Here is a 17,968-nt window from a genome sequence, read left to right as displayed (position 1 = left end):
TCTTTTAAAACGGCAGCGTTTTGGTTTTGGCAAGGAAAACAATCGTGGCAACACACGACATGGCCAAAACGTAGACGATATAGAATTTCGGCGAACGCGGACGCGAACGCATCATAATCATGCCCAACACAATATAAACCAGCAACAGCAGGATTTTCATGCCGAGCCACGGCGCATTGAACGGCGAAAAATGGGTAATCTTCATCAGCCACAAGCCGGTAAACAGCAACATGGTGTCGTTCAAATGCGGCATGGCTTTCCAAATACCAGCCAATGGCTTCTCAGGATGACGCCAGAGCAGGAAAAAACGTATGTTGAACAACAGGATGGTAATGGCAACGAAAATCTGATGGCTGTATTTTACAAACAGATATTGCATGGCAGTTTCTTATGTTAAGGGTTGAAAAACAAAGCAGCTATTTTACCGCAAACATCTATTTCTGACGCAACTTTTCAATCGCCAGCAGATAGGGAGGCGCATTACGGCGGTTGACAAAGCCATAGCGTAACACGGCAAAGGCTTCCTGCGGCAAAGTTTCCGCCCATTGCACAATCGCTTCAGCCTCTATTCGGCCGGCTTCATGCCCCGGATACAATACCGCTACGGCAAGCCCGCCCTCTTTCAGCAAACCCAAAGTATCCGTCAGCGCACGGATACTGCTTGCCGCCTCAGTTGTACAATTTTTATCGCCACGCGGCAGCCAACCGAAATTAAATACTGCGGCATCTAAAGGCTCGTCGATATAAGACGAAAGGTTTTCATGGCCGTCATGTATCAGGGCTACCCGACCATCTACGCCGTTTTCTTTCAGACGGCCTTGAGTCTGCTCCAGTGCTTTGGATTGCACATCAAACGCCCACACCCTACCAGTCTCTCCAACCGACTGCGCCAACAGCAAAGTATCATGCCCGTTTCCGGCCGTCGCATCCAAAGCGCGGCCGCCTGCTTTTAAGGCTTGCTGTAACAGGGAGTGGGCAAAGGGAAGAATGTTCTCAAGCAGCATGATAAAGGTCGTCTGAAAATAAAAATACCCTACCGCAAAAGCGGTAAGGTATTGAAAAACAGGAATGCGTTACATCATTTATTCGGCAGGTTGTTGCACAGTCTCAACTTGAACCGGAGCAGCTGCGGCAGCGGCTTGAGGTTGTTTGTTTTCGTGTTGCAGGCTGACTGCGCGTGCAGGAACGATTGTTGAGATAGCGTGTTTGTAAACCATTTGAGTGACGGAAGTATTACGCAGCAGAACAACGTACTGGTCGAATGATTCCACTTGACCTTGCAGCTTGATGCCGTTTACCAAGTAGATCGAAACCGGAACGTGCTCTTTACGCAACGCATTCAAAAAAGGATCTTGTAACATTTGTCCTTTAGCTGTCATATTCTTGAGCTCCATTATTATGATTGTAAAGACGCCAAAATCGGCGTTAGATGGGATTGTAGCCCCGAATAGGATAAATTACCAACTATTTTTTTCTATCACACCGTTTAGAAATCCAGTAATAAGGGAACTTCCCGTCAAACCGACTGTTTCATTTCCATATTCACAACAATCCCAAATCCAAATTAGATGTTTTTTCTAAATTCGGCAAACCCTATCGAAAATATGCCATGAAGCTCTAATGAGCTGTTTTTCATTATAAAAAGGCCGTCTGAAATTATTCAGACAGCCTTTATGCTTATTTGCTGAATTGTTTTTTCACACTGACTTTGGTTTTCTTCTTGAAGCGGTTTTTCTCTTCCTTGCGGCCTTCGCGTTTCTCAATACGGTTGCTCAGGCTGACACGGCGCAGCGGTTTTTTCTTCGGTTTGTCTTCCGCATTTTCATACGGGTTTTCCGAAACATTGTATTGAATTCTGAGCGGCGTACCTTGCAGATTGAAGGCTTTACGGAACGTTTGGGTCAAATAGCGCGTATAGCTGTCAGAAATGGCGTACAGCGAATTGCCGTGTACCACAATCACCGGCGGATTCATGCCGCCCTGGTGGGCATAACGCATTTTCGGACGCACCAATCCTGCGCGCGGCGGCTGTTGACGCTCGATAGCGCTTTGCAATACGCGCGTGATTTTCGGCGTCGGCATCTTAATCATTGCCGCGTTGTAGGCAGCCTGAATGCTTTCAAACAAACCGTCTATACCGCGCTCTTTCAATGCAGAAATAAAGTGGAACTTAGCAAAATCAAGGAAATACAGTTTGCGGTTGATATCGCGTTTCACTTGCTCGCGACGCTCTTCGCTGATGCCGTCCCATTTATTGACCGCCACCACCAAAGCACGGCCTGCTTCCAAAGCAAAACCTGCAATCGTCGCATCTTGGTCGGCGATATCTTGTTGCGCATCCAACACCAAAACAGCAACGTTTGCCGCTTCAACCGCCTGCATAGCTTTGATAACAGAGAACTTTTCCACCGCTTCATCCACTTTGCCACGACGGCGCACACCTGCGGTATCGATGATGGTAAACGGCTTGCCTTCGCGTTCAAAATCGATATGGATACTGTCGCGCGTCGTGCCTGCCATATCGAAGGCAATCACGCGTTCTTCACCGAGGATGGCGTTTACCAAGGTTGATTTACCGACATTTGGACGGCCGATTACAGCAAAAACAGGATGTTTCGCTTCTTCCTCTTCCTTTTCAGGCTCGGGGAAGGTTTCCAAAATATCTTCAATCAGATAATACACGCCATCGCCGTGCGCACCTGAAATAACATAAGGGTCGCCCAGGGCAAGTTCGTAGAACTCGGCGGCAAGCACGGCCCTATTGCCGCCCTCGCCCTTATTCACGGCCAAATAAACAGGATGTGGGCTTTGGCGCAAACGGTCGGCAATGATTTTGTCTTGCGGGGTCAAGCCGGTACGGCCGTCCACCAAAAACACAACCGCATCGGCTTCATCGACAGCCTGCAAGGTTTGTTTTGCCATTTCGTGCAAAATGCCGCTGTCCACAATCGGCTCAAAACCGCCGGTATCGATGACCAAATAAGGTTTGCTGCCGACTTTGCCATGACCGTAATGGCGGTCACGCGTCAGGCCGGGCAAGTCATGCACGAGCGCGTCTTTGGTACGCGTCAAACGGTTGAATAAAGTAGATTTGCCGACATTGGGGCGGCCGACAAGCGCGATGGTGGGTTTCATGATGGAGTCTTTCTGTGTCAAGTGCCGCCTAAAAACGGGAGCGGAACACAAGCAGGTGTTTTAAAAACACGGTTGATAAGGATAAGTGTAGGCCGTCTGAAAAGTCATGGCAACTTCAGACGGCCTTGATTTCAAACAAACTTATTTCAAGCTGTCGATTTTCATTTGCAGCAATTCGCGGCCTACTGCGGTTTGCGGCAATTTGCTCAAAGCAGCTTCGTAACTTTGTACGGCTTCTTTGGTTTTATTTTGGGCAACGTAAACATCGCCTTTGGTTTCCAGCATCAAAGGCTCGAAATCAGCCTCAACCTGAGTATTCAGGGCATTGATGGCGGCATCGTATTTTTTCTGCTGCAACAGGACAACGCCCAAACGCTGGGCTGCCAAAGCTTGAACCAGCGGTGCGTTTTGGTTTTTCAGCACCCAATTCAAATGACCTTCCGCCACATCATAACGGCCGGCATCAAACTCGGTCGCCGCTACCATCAACGTAGCTTGGGCTGTCGAAATAGAATCAGGATAGTTTTTTTGCAATTCAGCCAAATCGGCGTTGATGGCTTTGGGGTCGGTTTTTTGCTGCGCCTTTTCCACCATTTGCGCCAATACGGCGGCGGCTTCCTGATCTTTTGAAGCTTTTTGGCCTTGGTAAATGGTGTAACCCAAATACCCCAAAGCCGCCACAATCAGCAAGGCAAAGATCCAACGGCCGGTGCGTTTCCAAAAATATTTAAAGTTGTCTAACTCTTGTTGTTCTTCCAAATGGGCTGCCATTTATGCGTTCTTCCATTGTTGTAAAGTGTCTGTCAAATCAGCGGCGGCAACGGTTTTCTGTTCGTGTTTGCCCTGCATATCTTTCAGGGTAACCGTACCGTTTGCCAGCTCATCCTGAGCCACAATCAGGGCAAAGCGTGCGCCACTGTTGTCTGCTTTTTTCATTTGCGCTTTCAGGCTTTGATAGCCGGAATGCTGCATCACATTGAAACCTTGTGCGCGCAAGGCTTGCGCGTATTTCATCACCTGCAAGTCCGCACCTTCGCCTTGGTGCATTGCATAGACATCAGGCGCAGCGTTCACTTCCAGAGAGCCGTATTCACTCACCAAAAGCAACAGGCGCTCAATACCCATCGCAAAGCCGATAGACGGCGCAGGCTTACCGCCAAGTTCTTCAATCAAACCATCGTAACGGCCGCCGCCGCACACAGTCGCCTGCGCGCCGAGTTTGTCGGTCGTCCACTCAAAAACCGTCTGATTGTAATAATCCAAACCGCGTACCAAGCGCGGATTTTCAACATATTGAATCCCCAAACCGTCCAACATCGCCTTGAAGCGTGCATAGTGGTTTTGCGAAGCCTCGCCCAAGTAATCCACCAAACGCGGTGCCGCATTGCAGATTTCCTGCAAATCAGGGTTTTTCGTATCCAAAACACGCAAAGGATTGGTTTTCAGACGGCGTTTGCTGTCTTCATCCAGTTGTGCTTCATAGCGGGTCAAATATTCAACCAATGCCGCACGGTGTGCCGCGCGTTCCTCACGGTTGCCCAAGCTGTTGATTTCCAAAGTCAGGTATTCGCGAATACCCAATTTTTCCCATAAGTCAGCAGACATCGCGATGATTTCCGCATCAATATCCGGCCCTTCAAAACCCAAAGCCTCGATACCGACCTGATGGAACTGACGATAACGGCCTTTTTGCGGACGCTCGCGGCGGAACATCGGCCCCATATACCACAGCTTTTGCGGGCTGTTGTACAGAAGGTTGTGTTCGACCACCGCACGCAGACAGGAAGCCGTACCTTCAGGACGCAAGCTCAAACTCAAAGAATCGTTTGAATCGGAGAAGGTGTACATTTCCTTGCCGACCACATCGGTTTCCTCGCCGATGGAGCGGACAAACAAACCGGTTTGCTCGACAATCGGCGTACGGATTTGCTGATAGCCGTAAGCGCGTGTCCAACGGCTAACCGTATCTTCAAACGCCTGCCAAAACGCAGCCGTCAGTTTGAAATCTTTTTGTTCGACAGGTAAAAGGTCGTTCATGCCTTTTACAGATTGAATTTTTTGTGCCATTTCAATATGGGATAAGCGAAAACCAAATAGTTGGGCATTATAGCTGATTTTTAAGGGTTTGTGAGTTTGGGAACAAATCAAAAGGCCGTCTGAAAATCGGTTTTCGCATTCAGACGGCCTGTAAGCAGATTACAGAATCATATTCAATGGTTCCCATCCTTCCCCTGCCTTTCAACTTAAATTTCTTAAAAATATATTCAATATAGATTCAATGTCGTTATACTTGGATTCTTTTCATCTCATCCCTATGCACATCATGAAAACACTGCGCTCTCTTTTTGTTATCGGCTTGTTGACTACCAGCCTATCTTCCCAAGCGATGGCTGCAAATAACGCCGCAAATAATCAAGCAAAAATAGATTTAGTCAAAAAGGTTTATCTGACCAAAGTGGATTTAGGCTCTGAACACAATCGTATTACCACGCCTGAACTACAAAAAATCATCCGACAATTCAATAAATTTGACACTAATATCCGCAAGCAACCCGATATGGAGATGGGGTGTGACATGCCGATACATTACTACTTGGGCTTTGGTCAGGATCATCCTGACAACTTCCATAAAACCTTGCAAGTCAAGGTCACTTCTCCCCATACCGTCCGGGCAACATTTAAACAATTTGACGGCCATAGGGTCGGTGCAGATTTCATGTTGAAATGTACAGAAAACCGTTGTTTGATAGATGATTTTAAGATGATTGGCGATCAAACCAGCATCAAAACTGATTACAAACTTGTTTTGCGCAAACAAAAATGTGAGTGAGCCGACAAAACAAAAGGGCTGTCCAAACAAATGGATCAGCCCTTTGATTTTGAAATCAAGGTCGTGAAGGATGCGGATTTAAGCGGACAGGCGGCAAATTAGGTTTTCCGTATTGGGAAACGGCTTGTCTGCCTGAAGCAGCTTTCCCTGACTGCATGACGCCGCTATCGTTGCGTATTGGATGTGCGGCATACTCGTCTTGATTTAATTGTGAAACTTCTTCATTTACTTCATGCTCTACCACAAGTTCATACTCATTATCGTATGCATTATTCTTACCAAGCCGAACTTCCCCTCCCGCCATAGCGGATACGGAAAATGCGGATAACATGATGATTATGCTGATTTTTCTCTGCATAATATTCTCCTTTTCTCAAATATTGCTTCTTTATCATTTCTTTAATTCATGCCATAAAAGCAAGTTCAAACAAAACCAGTTTCTCTGCTCGTTTGAAGAATCTATTTAAACACAAAACCTGCATCAATACATATCTATTATTAGAAACTTATTTTCCATAAAAACAAGGCCGTCTGAAAAAATCCTAAAAACCGAGTACAATCCGCCGCATGAAAAAACGTACCAATCCCCTACCCCTTCTAGACGGTGTCAAACCCAGCTACTTGGTTTTGCCGCACGAAAAGCAGTTTTACGGCTTGCCGCTGCTGCATTTTCTATGCGCTCATTTTCCCTTTGTCGGCGAAGAAAACTGGCGGCGGCGGCTGAACAGCGGTTTTGTGGTGGGCGCGGATGGCGTACCGTTTGATGAGAATACTTTGTTCGAACCCGGCAAGACGATGTTTTATTACCGTGAAACCAGCCGTGAGAGCGAGCCGCGTATTCCGTTTGATGAAAAGATTTTGCATATTGACGAGCATTTGCTTGTGGTGGACAAACCGCATTTTCTGCCCGTCATCCCCAGCGGCAGGTTTTTGCGGGAAACCCTGCTCACGCGCCTACGTCTGCGGCGGGAATTGCAGCATTTGAATGTTGAAGACATTACGCCGATTCATCGCTTGGACAAAGATACGGCAGGCGTTATGCTGCTTTCACTCAACCCTGCCACGCGTTGCGATTATCAGACCATGTTCCAAGAAAAAACCGTCCAAAAAACTTATGAAGCGGTGGCGCCGACGCGGACGGATTTGGACTATCCGCTGCATATTTCGTCCCGAATGGAACGCGGCGAAAAATTCTTTCTCACGCGGGAAACGGAAGGCGAACCCAACGCCCACACAACCATCGAGCTTATTGAAAACCGCGGCGCATTCAGCCTCTACCGCCTCACGCCGCATACCGGAAAAAAACACCAGCTGCGCGTGCATATGATGAGTTTGAACATGCCGCTGATGAACGATGCGCTTTACCCTACCCCATTGGCGGCCGGTGATGAAGACTACGACAAACCTTTAAAACTTCTGGCTAAAAGAATAGAGTTCACCGATCCTGTCAGCGGAGAAATCCGCGTATTTGAAAGTGGTTTTGCGCTTTAAGTTATCCAATCCAATAAAAAAGGCCGTCTGAAATTGTTCAGACGGCCTTTTTGTCACAAAATCTGATTAGTGATGAATGCAGCTGCACTCTTTGTTCATATCAATCACCATACGGCCGGTAATTTTACCTTCGCGCATTTCTTGGAAGATGGCAGGCGCTTCATCCAAAGCACGCAATTCGACTTTAGGCACAACCAAACCTTCTGCGCCGAATTGGAATGCTTCTTCCAAATCTTTGCGGGTGCCGACCAGAGAGCCGACCACTTCGATGCCGTCCAATACCAAACGTGGGATAGACAAGTCCATAGACTCAGGTGGCAAGCCGACTGCAACGACACGACCGCCGGCGCGGACGCAGTTAACACCTGAATTGAAGGCCGCAGCGGATACGGCTGTGACAACGGCTGCGTGTGCGCCGCCGGTTTTCTCTTGGATGACTTGAGCCGCATCTTCTTTGGCGGCATTGATCACCAAATCAGCGCCGGTTTCTTTGGCAAAAGCCAGTTTTTCATCGTTGACGTCAACGGCAACAACGTGCGCGCCAAACACTTTTTTCGCGTATTGAACCGCCAAGTTGCCCAAACCGCCTGCGCCGTAAATCGCAATCCATTGACCCGGACGAACGCCGGAAACTTTAATCGCTTTATAAGTGGTCACACCGGCACAAGTAATGCTCGAAGCTTGCGCAGGATCCAAGCCTTCAGGAACTTTGACCGCATAATCGGCACTCACGATACAGTGGGTCGCCATACCGCCGTCGGCAGTATAACCTGCGTTCAATACGGAGCGGCACAAGGTTTCGCGGCCGGTATTACAGTATTCGCAAGAACCGCAGCTTTGGAACAGCCATGCGATGCTGACACGATCGCCGACTTTCAGATTTTTCACACCGTCAGCAACTTCTTTAACCAAACCGATGCCTTCGTGTCCCAACACGCGACCCGGTTTGTCGCCGTAATCGCCTGCTGCAACGTGCAAGTCGGTGTGGCACACGCCGCAATACTCGACTTCTACCAACGCCTCGCCGTATTCCAGCGGACGCAGTTCGCGTTCAACAACTTCTACATCACCTGCTACATCTTTATTTACTACCACAGCATGCATTTTCATGAGAGAGTCTCCTAGGGTGTTGAAAAACTGTTTAGCTATAAATGAGAATACTCCCCATGTTCGAAACCGTCAACCCATAATCTTTTTCAAAACAACGAGTTATGATGTTATACCATAACAAATCCTATTCAAACCATCTGAATCTTTAAATATATTAACAAATGCACTTTCATTTCAATCAAATCCTTTATTTTTCAGACGGCCTGCTACATGAAATAACATTACAAATGTAAATTTTGAGAACATTATCATTTTTAGTACTTGAACTTAAAAAGAAAAAAGCATAAGCTGTTTTTATGGCGCAGAAATACGCCTTCCCATTCATTAAGGAGACAGTATTATGGCAAAAGATTTAAATGTGTTTGATAAAGAATATGGTCTTTTAATCAACGGCGAATGGACGAAAGGTAGCGAAGGCAAACTTTTATCCTCTTACAACCCTGCCAATGGCGATGAATTGGCCAAGTTCACAGACGCAACCGACGCCGATGTCGATGCTGCCGTGGCCGCTGCCCAAGAAGCGTTCAAAACATGGCGCAAAACCACGACTGCCGAACGCGCGGCCATTTTGAACAAAATCGCCGACGTGATTGACGAAAACGCAGAATTGTTCGCCCTGCAAGAAACCTTGGACAACGGCAAACCGATCCGCGAAACCCGCGCCGCCGACGTACCATTGGCTTCCGACCATTTCCGCTATTTCGCCAGCGTGATCCGCGGCGAAGAAGGCACTGCGACCCAACTTGACGCCGAAGACTTATCCATCGTTCTGCGCGAACCGATCGGCGTTGTCGGCCAAATCATTCCTTGGAACTTCCCATTCTTGATGGCCGCATGGAAAATCGCTCCGGCATTGGCCGCAGGTTGTACCATCGTCATCCACCCTTCTTCCAGCACTTCATTGAGCCTATTGTCCCTCGCTCAAAAAATCAACCACTTGCTGCCTAAAGGCGTGTTGAACGTGATTACCGGCCGCGGTTCCAAATCCGGCGAATACATGCTGCACCACAAAGGCTTCAACAAACTGGCCTTTACCGGTTCAACCGAAGTCGGCCGCCGCGTCGGCATCGCCGCTGCCGAATTGCTGATTCCGTCCACTTTGGAATTGGGCGGCAAATCTGCCAACATCTTCTTCGACGATATGCCTTTCGACAAAGCCCTCGAAGGCGCGCAAAAAGGTATTTTGTTCAACCAAGGCCAAGTCTGCTGCGCCGGTTCGCGCATTTTTGTACAAGAAGGCATTTACGACAAATTCGTCAATGCTTTGGCTGAAGAATTCAAAAAAATCAAAGTCGGCCTGCCTTGGGAAGACGACACCCAAATGGGTTCGCAAGTCAACGCCGGTCAACTCGAGACCATTTTGAAATACGTCAAAATCGGCGAACAGGAAGGCTGCCGCATCATTACCGGCGGTAAAAAAATCGAAGGCGCATTGGGCAAAGGCGAATTTGTCGAGCCTACTTTGATTGAAGCCAGCAGCAACGAAGCCCGTGTTGCCCAAGAAGAAATCTTCGGCCCGGTTGCCACCGTGATTAAATTCAAAACCGAAGAAGAAGTCATCAAAATGGCCAACGACAGCGAATACGGCTTGGGCGGCGCAGTGTGGAGTACCGACATCAACCGCTGCCTGCGTGTTTCCAATGCATTGGAAACCGGCCGCGTTTGGGTGAACTGTTACAACCGCCTGCCTGCCGGCGCGCCGTTTGGCGGCTACAAAACTTCAGGTATCGGCCGAGAAACCCACAAAATGATGCTCGCCGCCTACACCCAAGTGAAAAACATCTACATCAGCACCCGTGAAGAACGCGAAGGCTTCTATTAATCCGCCGTTCCACATTAATCTGATTTAGAAAATATAAAGGCCGTCTGAAACCTGTTTCAGACGGCCTTGTTTTATTCTGTTTTGCAATAAATGCTTCATATCTTTCTCAAAAAAAGCCCCATTACTTTCTCTCCGGCCACCGCCAGCAAGGCTCCGGTCACAACTACCATGGCACCCACATAGCTGACGATATTCATATCTGAAGCGGCAAAATAATCGGGGGCGAGATGATGGCCGATGGTGGAAAATATCATGGTGAATACGGGAATCAGCGTGGTGACGATACTGACTTTTGAAGCGTCCCAATGGTTGAGCGCTTCGCCGAATGAACCGTAGCCGATCAGCGTGTTCAGGCAGCAATAGATAAAGCAACCCCATAAAAACGGATTGCCGATATGGGCGATTTGCGACGGTTCGGCAAACGGCAGGAAAACAAAGCTGCTGCAAAAATAGATCATGAGCAGGATTTGTTGCGAATTGAAATGTTTGGACAGAAGTTTTTGCGCCACGCCGTAGCACACCCAGATCATACTGCCCGAAGCCGCCATCATTACGCCGACCGCATAGCTGCCCAAGCTGAAAAGTTCGCCGAATTTGTCGTTGAAAAACATGACCAAACCCGTCAGCAAAAGCATCAAGCCGATTTTTTGCCAATGCGTAAAGGCTTCTTTAAACACGCCTACGCCGACCAAAATCATGGTAAAGGGAGAAAGCTGCCACAACACCTGCGTGGTTGTCGGAGAAATATAGTGCAAGCCCATGGCAACAAGCACAAAGTTGGCGGAAATACCGATAATGCCCAGCATCAATAAAAATAAGGTTTGCTTGGAAAATTCCGACGGCCTCGGCAGCTTGCCGGTCAGCCCCAACAGCACAAACAACACCAGCGAAGCCACTAAAAAACGTATCCACACCAGCGTGGGCGCATCGACGGCTTTTAATGCCTGTTGGGCGATGACCGGCAGCGAACCCCAAGTCATGGTGGCAAGCAACGCCAATGAAAAGCCGAGCCAAGGTTTTTGTTTCTTCATTTTTCAGACGGCCTTTGTTTACGCGGCTTCCCAGTAGTCGATATAAAGCTGCAATTCGAGATTGTTCCGCCATTCGTTGGCAACGGGGCGGTACACCGTGCGGATGTATTCTGGAATGTCTTCGCTGCAACGCCAGAACATGGCTTCAAATTCGTAGCCGTCTTTTTGCAGCCAGACTTTTTTGTGTTTGCCTTCCGCACCCAACGGCTGCTGGCGGACAACATGAAATTCGTCAGTAAAACTCGGTGGCGCGAAGCCCTGCCCCCAAACGTGTTTAGCAAGGTTTTGCGCCTGTTCCAGCGTAATGTCGCGTGCAGGCAGGCTGCCGTCGGTGATGAAGGTTTGCGACAAATCGTCTTCGCACACCATCTCGCGCACGGCTTCTTCAAAGGCCGTCTGAAACGCGGGGATATTGTGTTCGAGTATGCTCAAACCCGCCGCCATCGCGTGTCCGCCGAATTTCAAAATCAAATCGGGATAGCGTTTGGACACCAAGTCCAAAGCATCGCGCAAGTGCAGATTGGGAATGGAGCGTCCCGAACCGCGCACTTCGCCGTTGTCGGCAGGCGCAAACACGATAGTAGGACGATAAAAACGGTCTTTGAGGCGGCTGGCAACGATGCCGACCACGCCCTGATGGAAGTCGTCGCGATACGCCACCAAAGTCGTCTGACCTGAAGGCAGGGTTTCAGGAAAAGCATTCAGCGCGTCTTGCAGCATAGACTGCTCGATTTCGCGGCGCTCGATATTGAGGTTGTTTAACTGCGCCGCCAGTTCCTGCGCCTCGGCATTATCTCGCGCCAACAGACAGGCAATGCCGACCGACATATCGTCCAGCCGTCCGGCCGCGTTGATGCGCGGCCCCAACGCAAAGCCCATATCAAAAGGCTGAGCCTTGCGCCAATCGCGCCGTGCCACTTCAAACAAGGCACGGATACCGGGGCGCATTTTACCCAAACGCATCCGTTTCAGACCTTGCGATACGAGGATACGGTTGTTGTGGTCTAGAGTGACGACGTCAGCGACGGTACCGAGTGCAACCAAATCCAAGAGGTCGCCCAGATTCGGCTCTTTCAGGCCGTCTGAAAAATAATTGCGGCGGCGCAGTTCGGCACGCAAAGCCATTAATACATAAAAAATCACGCCCACGCCCGCCAAGCTTTTGCTTTGGAAACCGCAGCCTTTTTGGTTTGGATTGACGATGATGCAGTCGGGCACGGTCTCGGCAGGCAGATGGTGGTCGGTTACAATCACATCCAAACCCAATTCCTGCGCGCGCGCCACGCCTGCAATGCTGGCGATACCGTTATCCACCGTCACCAATAAATCCACACCTTGCTCTGCCGCGATTTCAGCCAGCTCGGGCGTTAAGCCGTAGCCGTGTTCAAAGCGGTTGGGCACGAGAAAATCCACTTTCGCCCCCATCGCCGCCAAACCGCTCATACCGACGGAACACGCCGTCGCACCGTCGGCATCGTAGTCGGCGACAATCAGGATTTTTTCCTGACGCTCAACCGCATCCGCCAAACGGCCGGCGGCGGCTTCGCAGTTTGTCAGCGTTTGATACGGCAAAAGAGCTGCAAGCTTGTCGTCCAACTCGGCCGGACTTTGTACATCACGCGCAGCACACAGCCGCGCAATCAAAGGATCGGTACCGGCAGTGAGCAAGTCGTTAAAAACAGTCGGATTAATGGAACGTGTTTGGATTTTGACGGACATGGTGTGTGGGATTAAATAGAGAGAAATTAATATTTTTGAAGCGTTTATTTTAAGGGCCAGGCCGTCTGAAACCTGCAATCCGTTTTCAGACGGCCTTGGATATTATTTGCGTGAATCATCGACAATTTCACCGATCACGGCATAGGAGCCTGCTATCACTACGCCGACTGCATCCAAAGCCAGCGCCAATGGCGTTTTCAGGATATTCCCCGTCAACTTCCAAACATCGGTGCTTGTTTTGGTTTCCGTATAATAAATTCTGACTGGAACGGCAGTGTCAAAATGGCGGTCTTCGGCAACATTTTTCGGCGTTGCGTAATAATGACCTTCGGCAGAAATACACCGTGTGTAGACAGTTTTACCATCGAGCTCAACCGGCTTGAACGCCAGTTGTTTCAACTTGACAATCTCGGCAACTTTTTGAGTATCGTAACGCAGGCAGAAATTCGAGCGGAAAGTTTGCGCTTCAGGGGATTTCAATTCAACCGGCAAAGCCTCATACACCTGTTTTGGGTTTTGCCGAACCATTTGAAACCGTTTGCTCAGCTTAGCATCCAAGATCGCCTTCAACTTGGCCGAATCTTTAGAATTAACGACAAACCAATATTTTCCGCCCATCATGACCAAGCTGCCTTTTTCCAACTGCGTATTGTCTTTGGCAACCACGCCAAATGCTTGAATATTGTCTTTGGCAACGGTTTTTTCGGTTGTGGTTTTATGGAACGGGCTATTTCTTTCCCAAAGATCGTTAGTACAACCATTGAGGGTTAGTGCACTAATTAACAAGGCAGGTACAAAGCGGCGAAATTTCATGGTCATCCTCCTTCGGCATTACGATACAGGCCGTCTGAAAACCGCAATCCGTTTTCAGACGGCCTTGAGGTTTATTCCTCCCAATCCTGCCCTTCTTCTGAAGCATCGAATTGACCGGCCTCCATCACTGCTTTAATTTCTTGGAACAGCGCGCGGAAGTTTTTCGGCGGTTTGTTTTGTTCCTGCTCTTTTTTAGTGTTGCGGATCAAGGTGCGTAATTTGCCGGCGTCGGCTTGCGGAAAATCGGCCATAAATTGGGTAATCGAGCCATCGTCTGCCAACAGTCGGGTACGCGCCTGCTCGACGCGTTGCAAAAAGGCATTGTGCACCGTATTGTCGCCGCGCAGTTTGGCCAAATAGGCTTCGATGGGCGCAGGGTCGGTATCGCGCATCAGGCGGCCGATAAATTGTGCTTGGCGTTTGAGTGCGCTGTTGGAGGTGATTTTTTTATAGGTAACGATGGCCTCGAACAGCTCTTCGTCCAAGCCGATTTTTTTCAACGTATCGCTGGAGAGTTTGGTCAATTCCATACCCAAAGCCTGCAAATCGTTCATCTGCTTTTTCATTTGGGTTTTGCTGACCCATTCGTCTTCTTGTTCAAACATTGTGTTTCCCTGATTTTCTGAATCTGCCTATTTTATCAGTTTTCAGACGGCCTTTCCGTGCGATTTTTGCAGAGGCCGTCTGAAACGGTTAAAATGCCGCAAAACCCTGTCAGGAAACCTTTTTATGCTGTTTAACCACACACCGGACGAGCTGTTGCGCTTGTGCGGACACACGCTGGATTTGGCCAAACAATCCGGCGCTACCTCGGCCGAAGCCGATTTCAGCGAGTCGCTCGGTCAAAGCGTCAGCGTGCGCTTGGGCGAAATCGAACAAATCGAGTTCCAACAAGACAAATCTTTAGACATTACAGTCTATGTCGGCCAACGCAAAGGCCGTGCCAGCACGGCCGACTTCTCCGAACGCGCCCTGCAAGATACGGTCAAAGCCGCCATTGATATTGCACGCTATACCGCCGAAGACGATTGCGCCGGCCTTGCCGATGCTGCCTTGATGGCAACCCATATCGGCGACCTCGACCGCTACCACGAATGGGATTTAAGTACCGAATCCGCCATCGATTTGGCCAAGCAATGCGAACAGGCTGCGCTGTCAACAGACAAACGCATTGAAAATTCCGAAGGCGCATCGGTTCATACCGGCCATTACCAATATGTTTACGGCAACGCCCACGGCTTTGCCGCACATCAGCAAAGCACGCACCACAGCATTTCTTGCAGCGTGGTCGCCAGCGACGAACACGGCATGCAGCGCGACTATTGGTATGATTCTTCCTGCCGTCACGAAGACATGGACGCGCCCGAACTCATCGGCCAAACTGCAGCCGAACGGACTTTACGCCGTCTGAACAGCCGCAGCGTTCCGACCGGCAGCTATCCCGTACTGTTCGACACCACCGTCGCAGTCGGCTTAATCGGCCACCTTATCGGCGCACTCAGCGGCGGCGCGCTCTACCGTCAAAGCAGCTTTCTGATTGACAGCATCGGCAAACAGGTGCTGCCCGAGTTTCTCAGCCTGCGCGAAGAACCGCATATCCTGCGCTCGTTCCGCAGCACTTATTTCGATGCCGAAGGCGTGGCCACGCAGCCGCGTTTTGTGGTGAAAGACGGCATAGTCGAAGGCTATTTCCTCAGCAGTTACAGCGCGAAAAAACTCGGCATGCAGACAACGGGCAATGCCGGCGGCGCGCACAATCTGTATCTGAACCACACCCATGCCACGCAGGCCGACCTGTTGAAAGAAATGGGAACAGGTTTGCTGGTTACCGAATTGATGGGACAAGGCGTCAACACCATTACCGGCGACTACTCGCGCGGCGCGGCCGGATTTTGGGTGGAAAACGGCGTCATTACCTATCCGGTTCAGGAAATCACCATTGCCGGACGTTTGCAGGATATGTACCGCGACATCATCGGCGTGGCAGACGACGCATTACGCCGTTCATCCAACCAAATCGGCTCCGTCTTGGTTTCCAAAATGACGGTTGCCGGCAACTGATTGAACTAAATATACAAAAGGCCGTCTGAAAGATATCTTTTCTTTTCAGACGGCCTCGCCGTTATCTACTTCCATAAAAAATACATCATGCATATTGTCGTTATCCCCTCTTGGTATCCTTCTTCCGAAACTGATGTGGACGGAATCTTTTTTCGCCTCCAAGCCCAAGCCCTGCAACGCGAAGGCATGAAAATCGGCATGGTCGTGCCCATGTTCCGCTACTTGAGAAGCCAGCCGAAAACCATCTTCTCGCGCTTCTACGGCCTACGCCGCCATCAGCAAGGCGGACTCAAAACTTACGCCTACGACAGCATGTATTTCTTCCCGCGATGCCCGGTTGTCGATATCGACCGCATCCGCTGGGTCAACGCAGGCATGAAAGCTTTTGAAGCCTATATCGCCGACAACGGCAAACCCGACGTAATTCACGCCCATTGCGTCAACTACGCCGCCATTTTAGCCTGCGCCATCTTCAAAAAATACGGCATTCCCTATGTAATTACCGAACACAGCAGCGCCATTTCACGCGGCCTTGTCCGCAAAAACCAATGGCCGTCCATGCACGAAGCCGTGCGCCACAGCGCGGCCCGGTTCGCAGTAAGCCGTGATTTCTGCCGCATTCTCGAAAAAACCTACGCCGGTACAGACTGGCAATACCTGCCCAATATGCTGGGCGGCAATTTTGAACAGGATTTCGAGTTCCCCGAAAAAAACAATCAAGATTTCACCTTCTGCAGCGTCTCCCATCTGCGCCACCTCAAAGGCCACGACCTGCTCCTGCCTGCCTTTGCCGAAGCACTCAAAACCTATCCGCAGCTCAAACTCAAAATCGGCGGCGGCGGCGCAGAAGAAGGCCGTCTGAAACAACTGGCAAGCGACTTGGGCATCAACCACGCCGTTACCTTTACCGGCGCATTAACCACCGACCAAACCTTAGACCTTATGCGCCACAGCAACGCCTTCGTCCTCGCCAGCCGTACCGAGACCTTCGGCGTCGTCTATATCGAAGCACTGTCTCAAGGTTTACCCGTTATCGCCACACGCTGCGGCGGCCCCGAATCCATCGTCACTTCCGACAACGGCCTGCTGGTGCCAATCGAAAACATACCGGAGCTGACCAAAGCATTGCTCACCCTCTACGAAAACCACGCACAATACGATCCCGTCCGTTTGCGCCAAGATTGCCTGCAACAATTCGGCAGCCGTGCCATTGCGCAACACCTGATCGACACCTTCCAAAAAGTGCTTAATAAATAGGCATAAACCATACAGGCCGTCTGAAATCCTTCAGACGGCCTGCCTGCTTCCAACAAGACAAATCTAGTGTAAATTTAAGACAATAACTAAACTTTTTGATTTAAAATCAGTCCAAGGAAAAATTGTTACCTACAATAATATCCCACATATATTATGCGCTATTACGGAACGATTACTCGCTGGAACAGCAAGCGCGGCTTCGGAGCCGCTACCATAGAAGACACAGACCAAGAAATCTTTCTTGCACTTGCCGCCTTTACCACCCTTACCCGCCTTCCGGCCGAAGGGCAACACATCTCCTTCAACATCACAGAAGGCCGACGCGGCCGCAAAGAAGCCGAAAACGTCTGCTTCGCCCTCGATTGCGCCGACTGCTTTGACGTCCTCGTCCCTCCCCCCGAAAAACCCCTCGCCGGCAAACAGGCCATCATCGGCCTGATTGCCGTTATCTTCGTCTGCAGCATTTTCGCCGCCTTGTGGTATGGACTCCACTTTTCCGACAACACACCGGAAGAACCGGCCGTCAAAAAACAAGAAACCATGGTTCACGAAGTAGCCGCCAAAATCGAAGCCGAACGCAAAGCATGGCGCGATGCCGTCAACGGCAACAACCAACGCTCGGGACAGCCTCAACGCGCCAAAGATAATACTTCAAAACAATAACGCTGTATCCAATATAAAAAGGCCGTCTGAAAAAAT

The 17,968-nt window shown here is 49.8% G+C and carries 18 protein-coding genes; 6 read left to right on the top strand and 12 right to left on the bottom strand.

Annotation, left to right across the window (positions count from 1 at the left end; translation table 11 throughout):
- Window positions 1–4 precede the first annotated feature (4 nt).
- The 6 genes from ACTHUR_RS00990 to hisS all read right to left on the bottom strand — a co-directional run bounded on the left by ACTHUR_RS00990 (window position 5) and on the right by hisS (window position 5,202).
- Window positions 5–379 (bottom strand): SirB2 family protein, encoded by a 375-nt coding sequence (locus tag ACTHUR_RS00990; protein ID WP_003681989.1) that lies wholly within the window; start codon window positions 377–379, stop codon window positions 5–7.
- Between the two features lie 55 nt (window positions 380–434).
- Window positions 435–1,004: a tRNA (mnm(5)s(2)U34)-methyltransferase gene (locus ACTHUR_RS00985; protein WP_070695351.1), complete on the bottom strand. Its 570-nt coding sequence runs from the start codon at window positions 1,002–1,004 to the stop codon at window positions 435–437.
- A 78-nt stretch (window positions 1,005–1,082) separates the two neighbouring features.
- Window positions 1,083–1,379, bottom strand: a complete 297-nt coding sequence (hfq, locus tag ACTHUR_RS00980) for an RNA chaperone Hfq (protein ID WP_036493792.1) — start codon at window positions 1,377–1,379, stop codon at window positions 1,083–1,085.
- A 298-nt stretch (window positions 1,380–1,677) separates the two neighbouring features.
- The gene (der, locus tag ACTHUR_RS00975; protein ID WP_440361137.1) at window positions 1,678–3,135 is read right to left on the bottom strand and encodes a ribosome biogenesis GTPase Der; all 1,458 of its coding nucleotides are present in this window, start codon (window positions 3,133–3,135) and stop codon (window positions 1,678–1,680) included.
- Window positions 3,136–3,276: 141 nt separating this feature from the next.
- Window positions 3,277–3,906 carry a YfgM family protein gene (locus ACTHUR_RS00970; protein ID WP_049322720.1) on the bottom strand — a complete coding sequence of 210 codons (630 nt, stop codon included), beginning with the start codon at window positions 3,904–3,906 and terminating at the stop codon, window positions 3,277–3,279.
- Window positions 3,907–5,202 (bottom strand): histidine--tRNA ligase, encoded by a 1,296-nt coding sequence (gene hisS / locus ACTHUR_RS00965; protein WP_107858089.1) that lies wholly within the window; start codon window positions 5,200–5,202, stop codon window positions 3,907–3,909.
- 256 nt (window positions 5,203–5,458) lie between these two features.
- Between hisS and ACTHUR_RS00960 the strand changes: the two genes are divergently transcribed.
- Window positions 5,459–5,965: a hypothetical protein gene (locus tag ACTHUR_RS00960; RefSeq protein WP_311476462.1), complete on the top strand. Its 507-nt coding sequence runs from the start codon at window positions 5,459–5,461 to the stop codon at window positions 5,963–5,965.
- Window positions 5,966–6,020: 55 nt separating this feature from the next.
- Here the strand turns inward: ACTHUR_RS00960 and ACTHUR_RS00955 are convergent, their stop codons facing one another.
- On the bottom strand, window positions 6,021–6,323 hold the full coding sequence (locus ACTHUR_RS00955) for a hypothetical protein (protein ID WP_311476460.1): 303 nt from the start codon (window positions 6,321–6,323) through the stop codon (window positions 6,021–6,023).
- A 209-nt stretch (window positions 6,324–6,532) separates the two neighbouring features.
- Here ACTHUR_RS00955 and ACTHUR_RS00950 point away from each other — a divergent pair, with 209 nt between their 5' ends.
- A complete protein-coding gene (locus ACTHUR_RS00950; protein ID WP_311476458.1) occupies window positions 6,533–7,456 on the top strand; it encodes a pseudouridine synthase in 924 nt (307 codons plus the stop codon).
- Window positions 7,457–7,522: 66 nt separating this feature from the next.
- Here ACTHUR_RS00950 and adhP read toward each other — a convergent pair whose 3' ends face one another.
- Window positions 7,523–8,566 carry an alcohol dehydrogenase AdhP gene (adhP, locus tag ACTHUR_RS00945; protein ID WP_079453675.1) on the bottom strand — a complete coding sequence of 348 codons (1,044 nt, stop codon included), beginning with the start codon at window positions 8,564–8,566 and terminating at the stop codon, window positions 7,523–7,525.
- 340 nt (window positions 8,567–8,906) lie between these two features.
- Between adhP and ACTHUR_RS00940 the strand changes: the two genes are divergently transcribed.
- Window positions 8,907–10,388 (top strand): aldehyde dehydrogenase family protein, encoded by a 1,482-nt coding sequence (locus tag ACTHUR_RS00940; protein ID WP_049335482.1) that lies wholly within the window; start codon window positions 8,907–8,909, stop codon window positions 10,386–10,388.
- Between the two features lie 95 nt (window positions 10,389–10,483).
- Here ACTHUR_RS00940 and ACTHUR_RS00935 read toward each other — a convergent pair whose 3' ends face one another.
- The 4 genes from ACTHUR_RS00935 to yjgA all read right to left on the bottom strand — a co-directional run bounded on the left by ACTHUR_RS00935 (window position 10,484) and on the right by yjgA (window position 14,556).
- A complete protein-coding gene (locus ACTHUR_RS00935) occupies window positions 10,484–11,419 on the bottom strand; it encodes a DMT family transporter (protein WP_070504412.1) in 936 nt (311 codons plus the stop codon).
- 18 nt (window positions 11,420–11,437) lie between these two features.
- On the bottom strand, window positions 11,438–13,138 hold the full coding sequence (gene recJ / locus ACTHUR_RS00930) for a single-stranded-DNA-specific exonuclease RecJ (protein ID WP_049344068.1): 1,701 nt from the start codon (window positions 13,136–13,138) through the stop codon (window positions 11,438–11,440).
- Window positions 13,139–13,240: 102 nt separating this feature from the next.
- Complete coding sequence (locus ACTHUR_RS00925; RefSeq protein WP_049344067.1) at window positions 13,241–13,951, bottom strand: hypothetical protein; 711 nt, start codon at window positions 13,949–13,951, stop codon at window positions 13,241–13,243.
- Window positions 13,952–14,022: 71 nt separating this feature from the next.
- Window positions 14,023–14,556 carry a ribosome biogenesis factor YjgA gene (gene yjgA, locus ACTHUR_RS00920; RefSeq protein WP_049344065.1) on the bottom strand — a complete coding sequence of 178 codons (534 nt, stop codon included), beginning with the start codon at window positions 14,554–14,556 and terminating at the stop codon, window positions 14,023–14,025.
- Window positions 14,557–14,680: 124 nt separating this feature from the next.
- Here yjgA and pmbA point away from each other — a divergent pair, with 124 nt between their 5' ends.
- From pmbA to ACTHUR_RS00905, 3 genes are all read left to right on the top strand, one after another.
- Window positions 14,681–16,012 carry a metalloprotease PmbA gene (gene pmbA, locus ACTHUR_RS00915; protein WP_440361138.1) on the top strand — a complete coding sequence of 444 codons (1,332 nt, stop codon included), beginning with the start codon at window positions 14,681–14,683 and terminating at the stop codon, window positions 16,010–16,012.
- Window positions 16,013–16,099: 87 nt separating this feature from the next.
- Window positions 16,100–17,269, top strand: coding sequence for a glycosyltransferase (locus ACTHUR_RS00910; protein WP_440361139.1), 1,170 nt, complete (start codon window positions 16,100–16,102; stop codon window positions 17,267–17,269).
- Between the two features lie 153 nt (window positions 17,270–17,422).
- Window positions 17,423–17,932, top strand: a complete 510-nt coding sequence (locus ACTHUR_RS00905) for a cold-shock protein (RefSeq protein WP_440361140.1) — start codon at window positions 17,423–17,425, stop codon at window positions 17,930–17,932.
- The last annotated feature ends 36 nt before the right edge of the window (window positions 17,933–17,968 follow it).

This window comes from Neisseria sp. P0021.S007, from assembly GCF_051956855.1.
The sequence above is the reverse complement of the archived record's forward strand: the minus strand, read 5'-3'. Positions and strand labels throughout refer to the sequence as shown.

What these genes read in the sequence shown, in the direction of transcription:
- ACTHUR_RS00960 (WP_311476462.1), top strand. Translation starts at nt 5,459, where the DNA reads ATGAAAACACTGCGCTCTCTTTTTGTTATCGGCTTGTTGACTACCAGC.
- ACTHUR_RS00940 (WP_049335482.1), top strand. Translation starts at nt 8,907, where the DNA reads ATGGCAAAAGATTTAAATGTGTTTGATAAAGAATATGGTCTTTTAATC.
- adhP (WP_079453675.1), bottom strand. Translation starts at nt 8,566, where the DNA reads ATGAAAATGCATGCTGTGGTAGTAAATAAAGATGTAGCAGGTGATGTA.
- ACTHUR_RS00955 (WP_311476460.1), bottom strand. Translation starts at nt 6,323, where the DNA reads ATGCAGAGAAAAATCAGCATAATCATCATGTTATCCGCATTTTCCGTA.
- ACTHUR_RS00990 (WP_003681989.1), bottom strand. Translation starts at nt 379, where the DNA reads ATGCAATATCTGTTTGTAAAATACAGCCATCAGATTTTCGTTGCCATT.
- hisS (WP_107858089.1), bottom strand. Translation starts at nt 5,202, where the DNA reads ATGGCACAAAAAATTCAATCTGTAAAAGGCATGAACGACCTTTTACCT.
- ACTHUR_RS00970 (WP_049322720.1), bottom strand. Translation starts at nt 3,906, where the DNA reads ATGGCAGCCCATTTGGAAGAACAACAAGAGTTAGACAACTTTAAATAT.
- recJ (WP_049344068.1), bottom strand. Translation starts at nt 13,138, where the DNA reads ATGTCCGTCAAAATCCAAACACGTTCCATTAATCCGACTGTTTTTAAC.
- ACTHUR_RS00910 (WP_440361139.1), top strand. Translation starts at nt 16,100, where the DNA reads ATGCATATTGTCGTTATCCCCTCTTGGTATCCTTCTTCCGAAACTGAT.
- der (WP_440361137.1), bottom strand. Translation starts at nt 3,135, where the DNA reads ATGAAACCCACCATCGCGCTTGTCGGCCGCCCCAATGTCGGCAAATCT.
- pmbA (WP_440361138.1), top strand. Translation starts at nt 14,681, where the DNA reads ATGCTGTTTAACCACACACCGGACGAGCTGTTGCGCTTGTGCGGACAC.
- yjgA (WP_049344065.1), bottom strand. Translation starts at nt 14,556, where the DNA reads ATGTTTGAACAAGAAGACGAATGGGTCAGCAAAACCCAAATGAAAAAG.
- ACTHUR_RS00925 (WP_049344067.1), bottom strand. Translation starts at nt 13,951, where the DNA reads ATGAAATTTCGCCGCTTTGTACCTGCCTTGTTAATTAGTGCACTAACC.
- ACTHUR_RS00905 (WP_440361140.1), top strand. Translation starts at nt 17,423, where the DNA reads ATGCGCTATTACGGAACGATTACTCGCTGGAACAGCAAGCGCGGCTTC.
- ACTHUR_RS00950 (WP_311476458.1), top strand. Translation starts at nt 6,533, where the DNA reads ATGAAAAAACGTACCAATCCCCTACCCCTTCTAGACGGTGTCAAACCC.
- ACTHUR_RS00935 (WP_070504412.1), bottom strand. Translation starts at nt 11,419, where the DNA reads ATGAAGAAACAAAAACCTTGGCTCGGCTTTTCATTGGCGTTGCTTGCC.
- hfq (WP_036493792.1), bottom strand. Translation starts at nt 1,379, where the DNA reads ATGACAGCTAAAGGACAAATGTTACAAGATCCTTTTTTGAATGCGTTG.
- ACTHUR_RS00985 (WP_070695351.1), bottom strand. Translation starts at nt 1,004, where the DNA reads ATGCTGCTTGAGAACATTCTTCCCTTTGCCCACTCCCTGTTACAGCAA.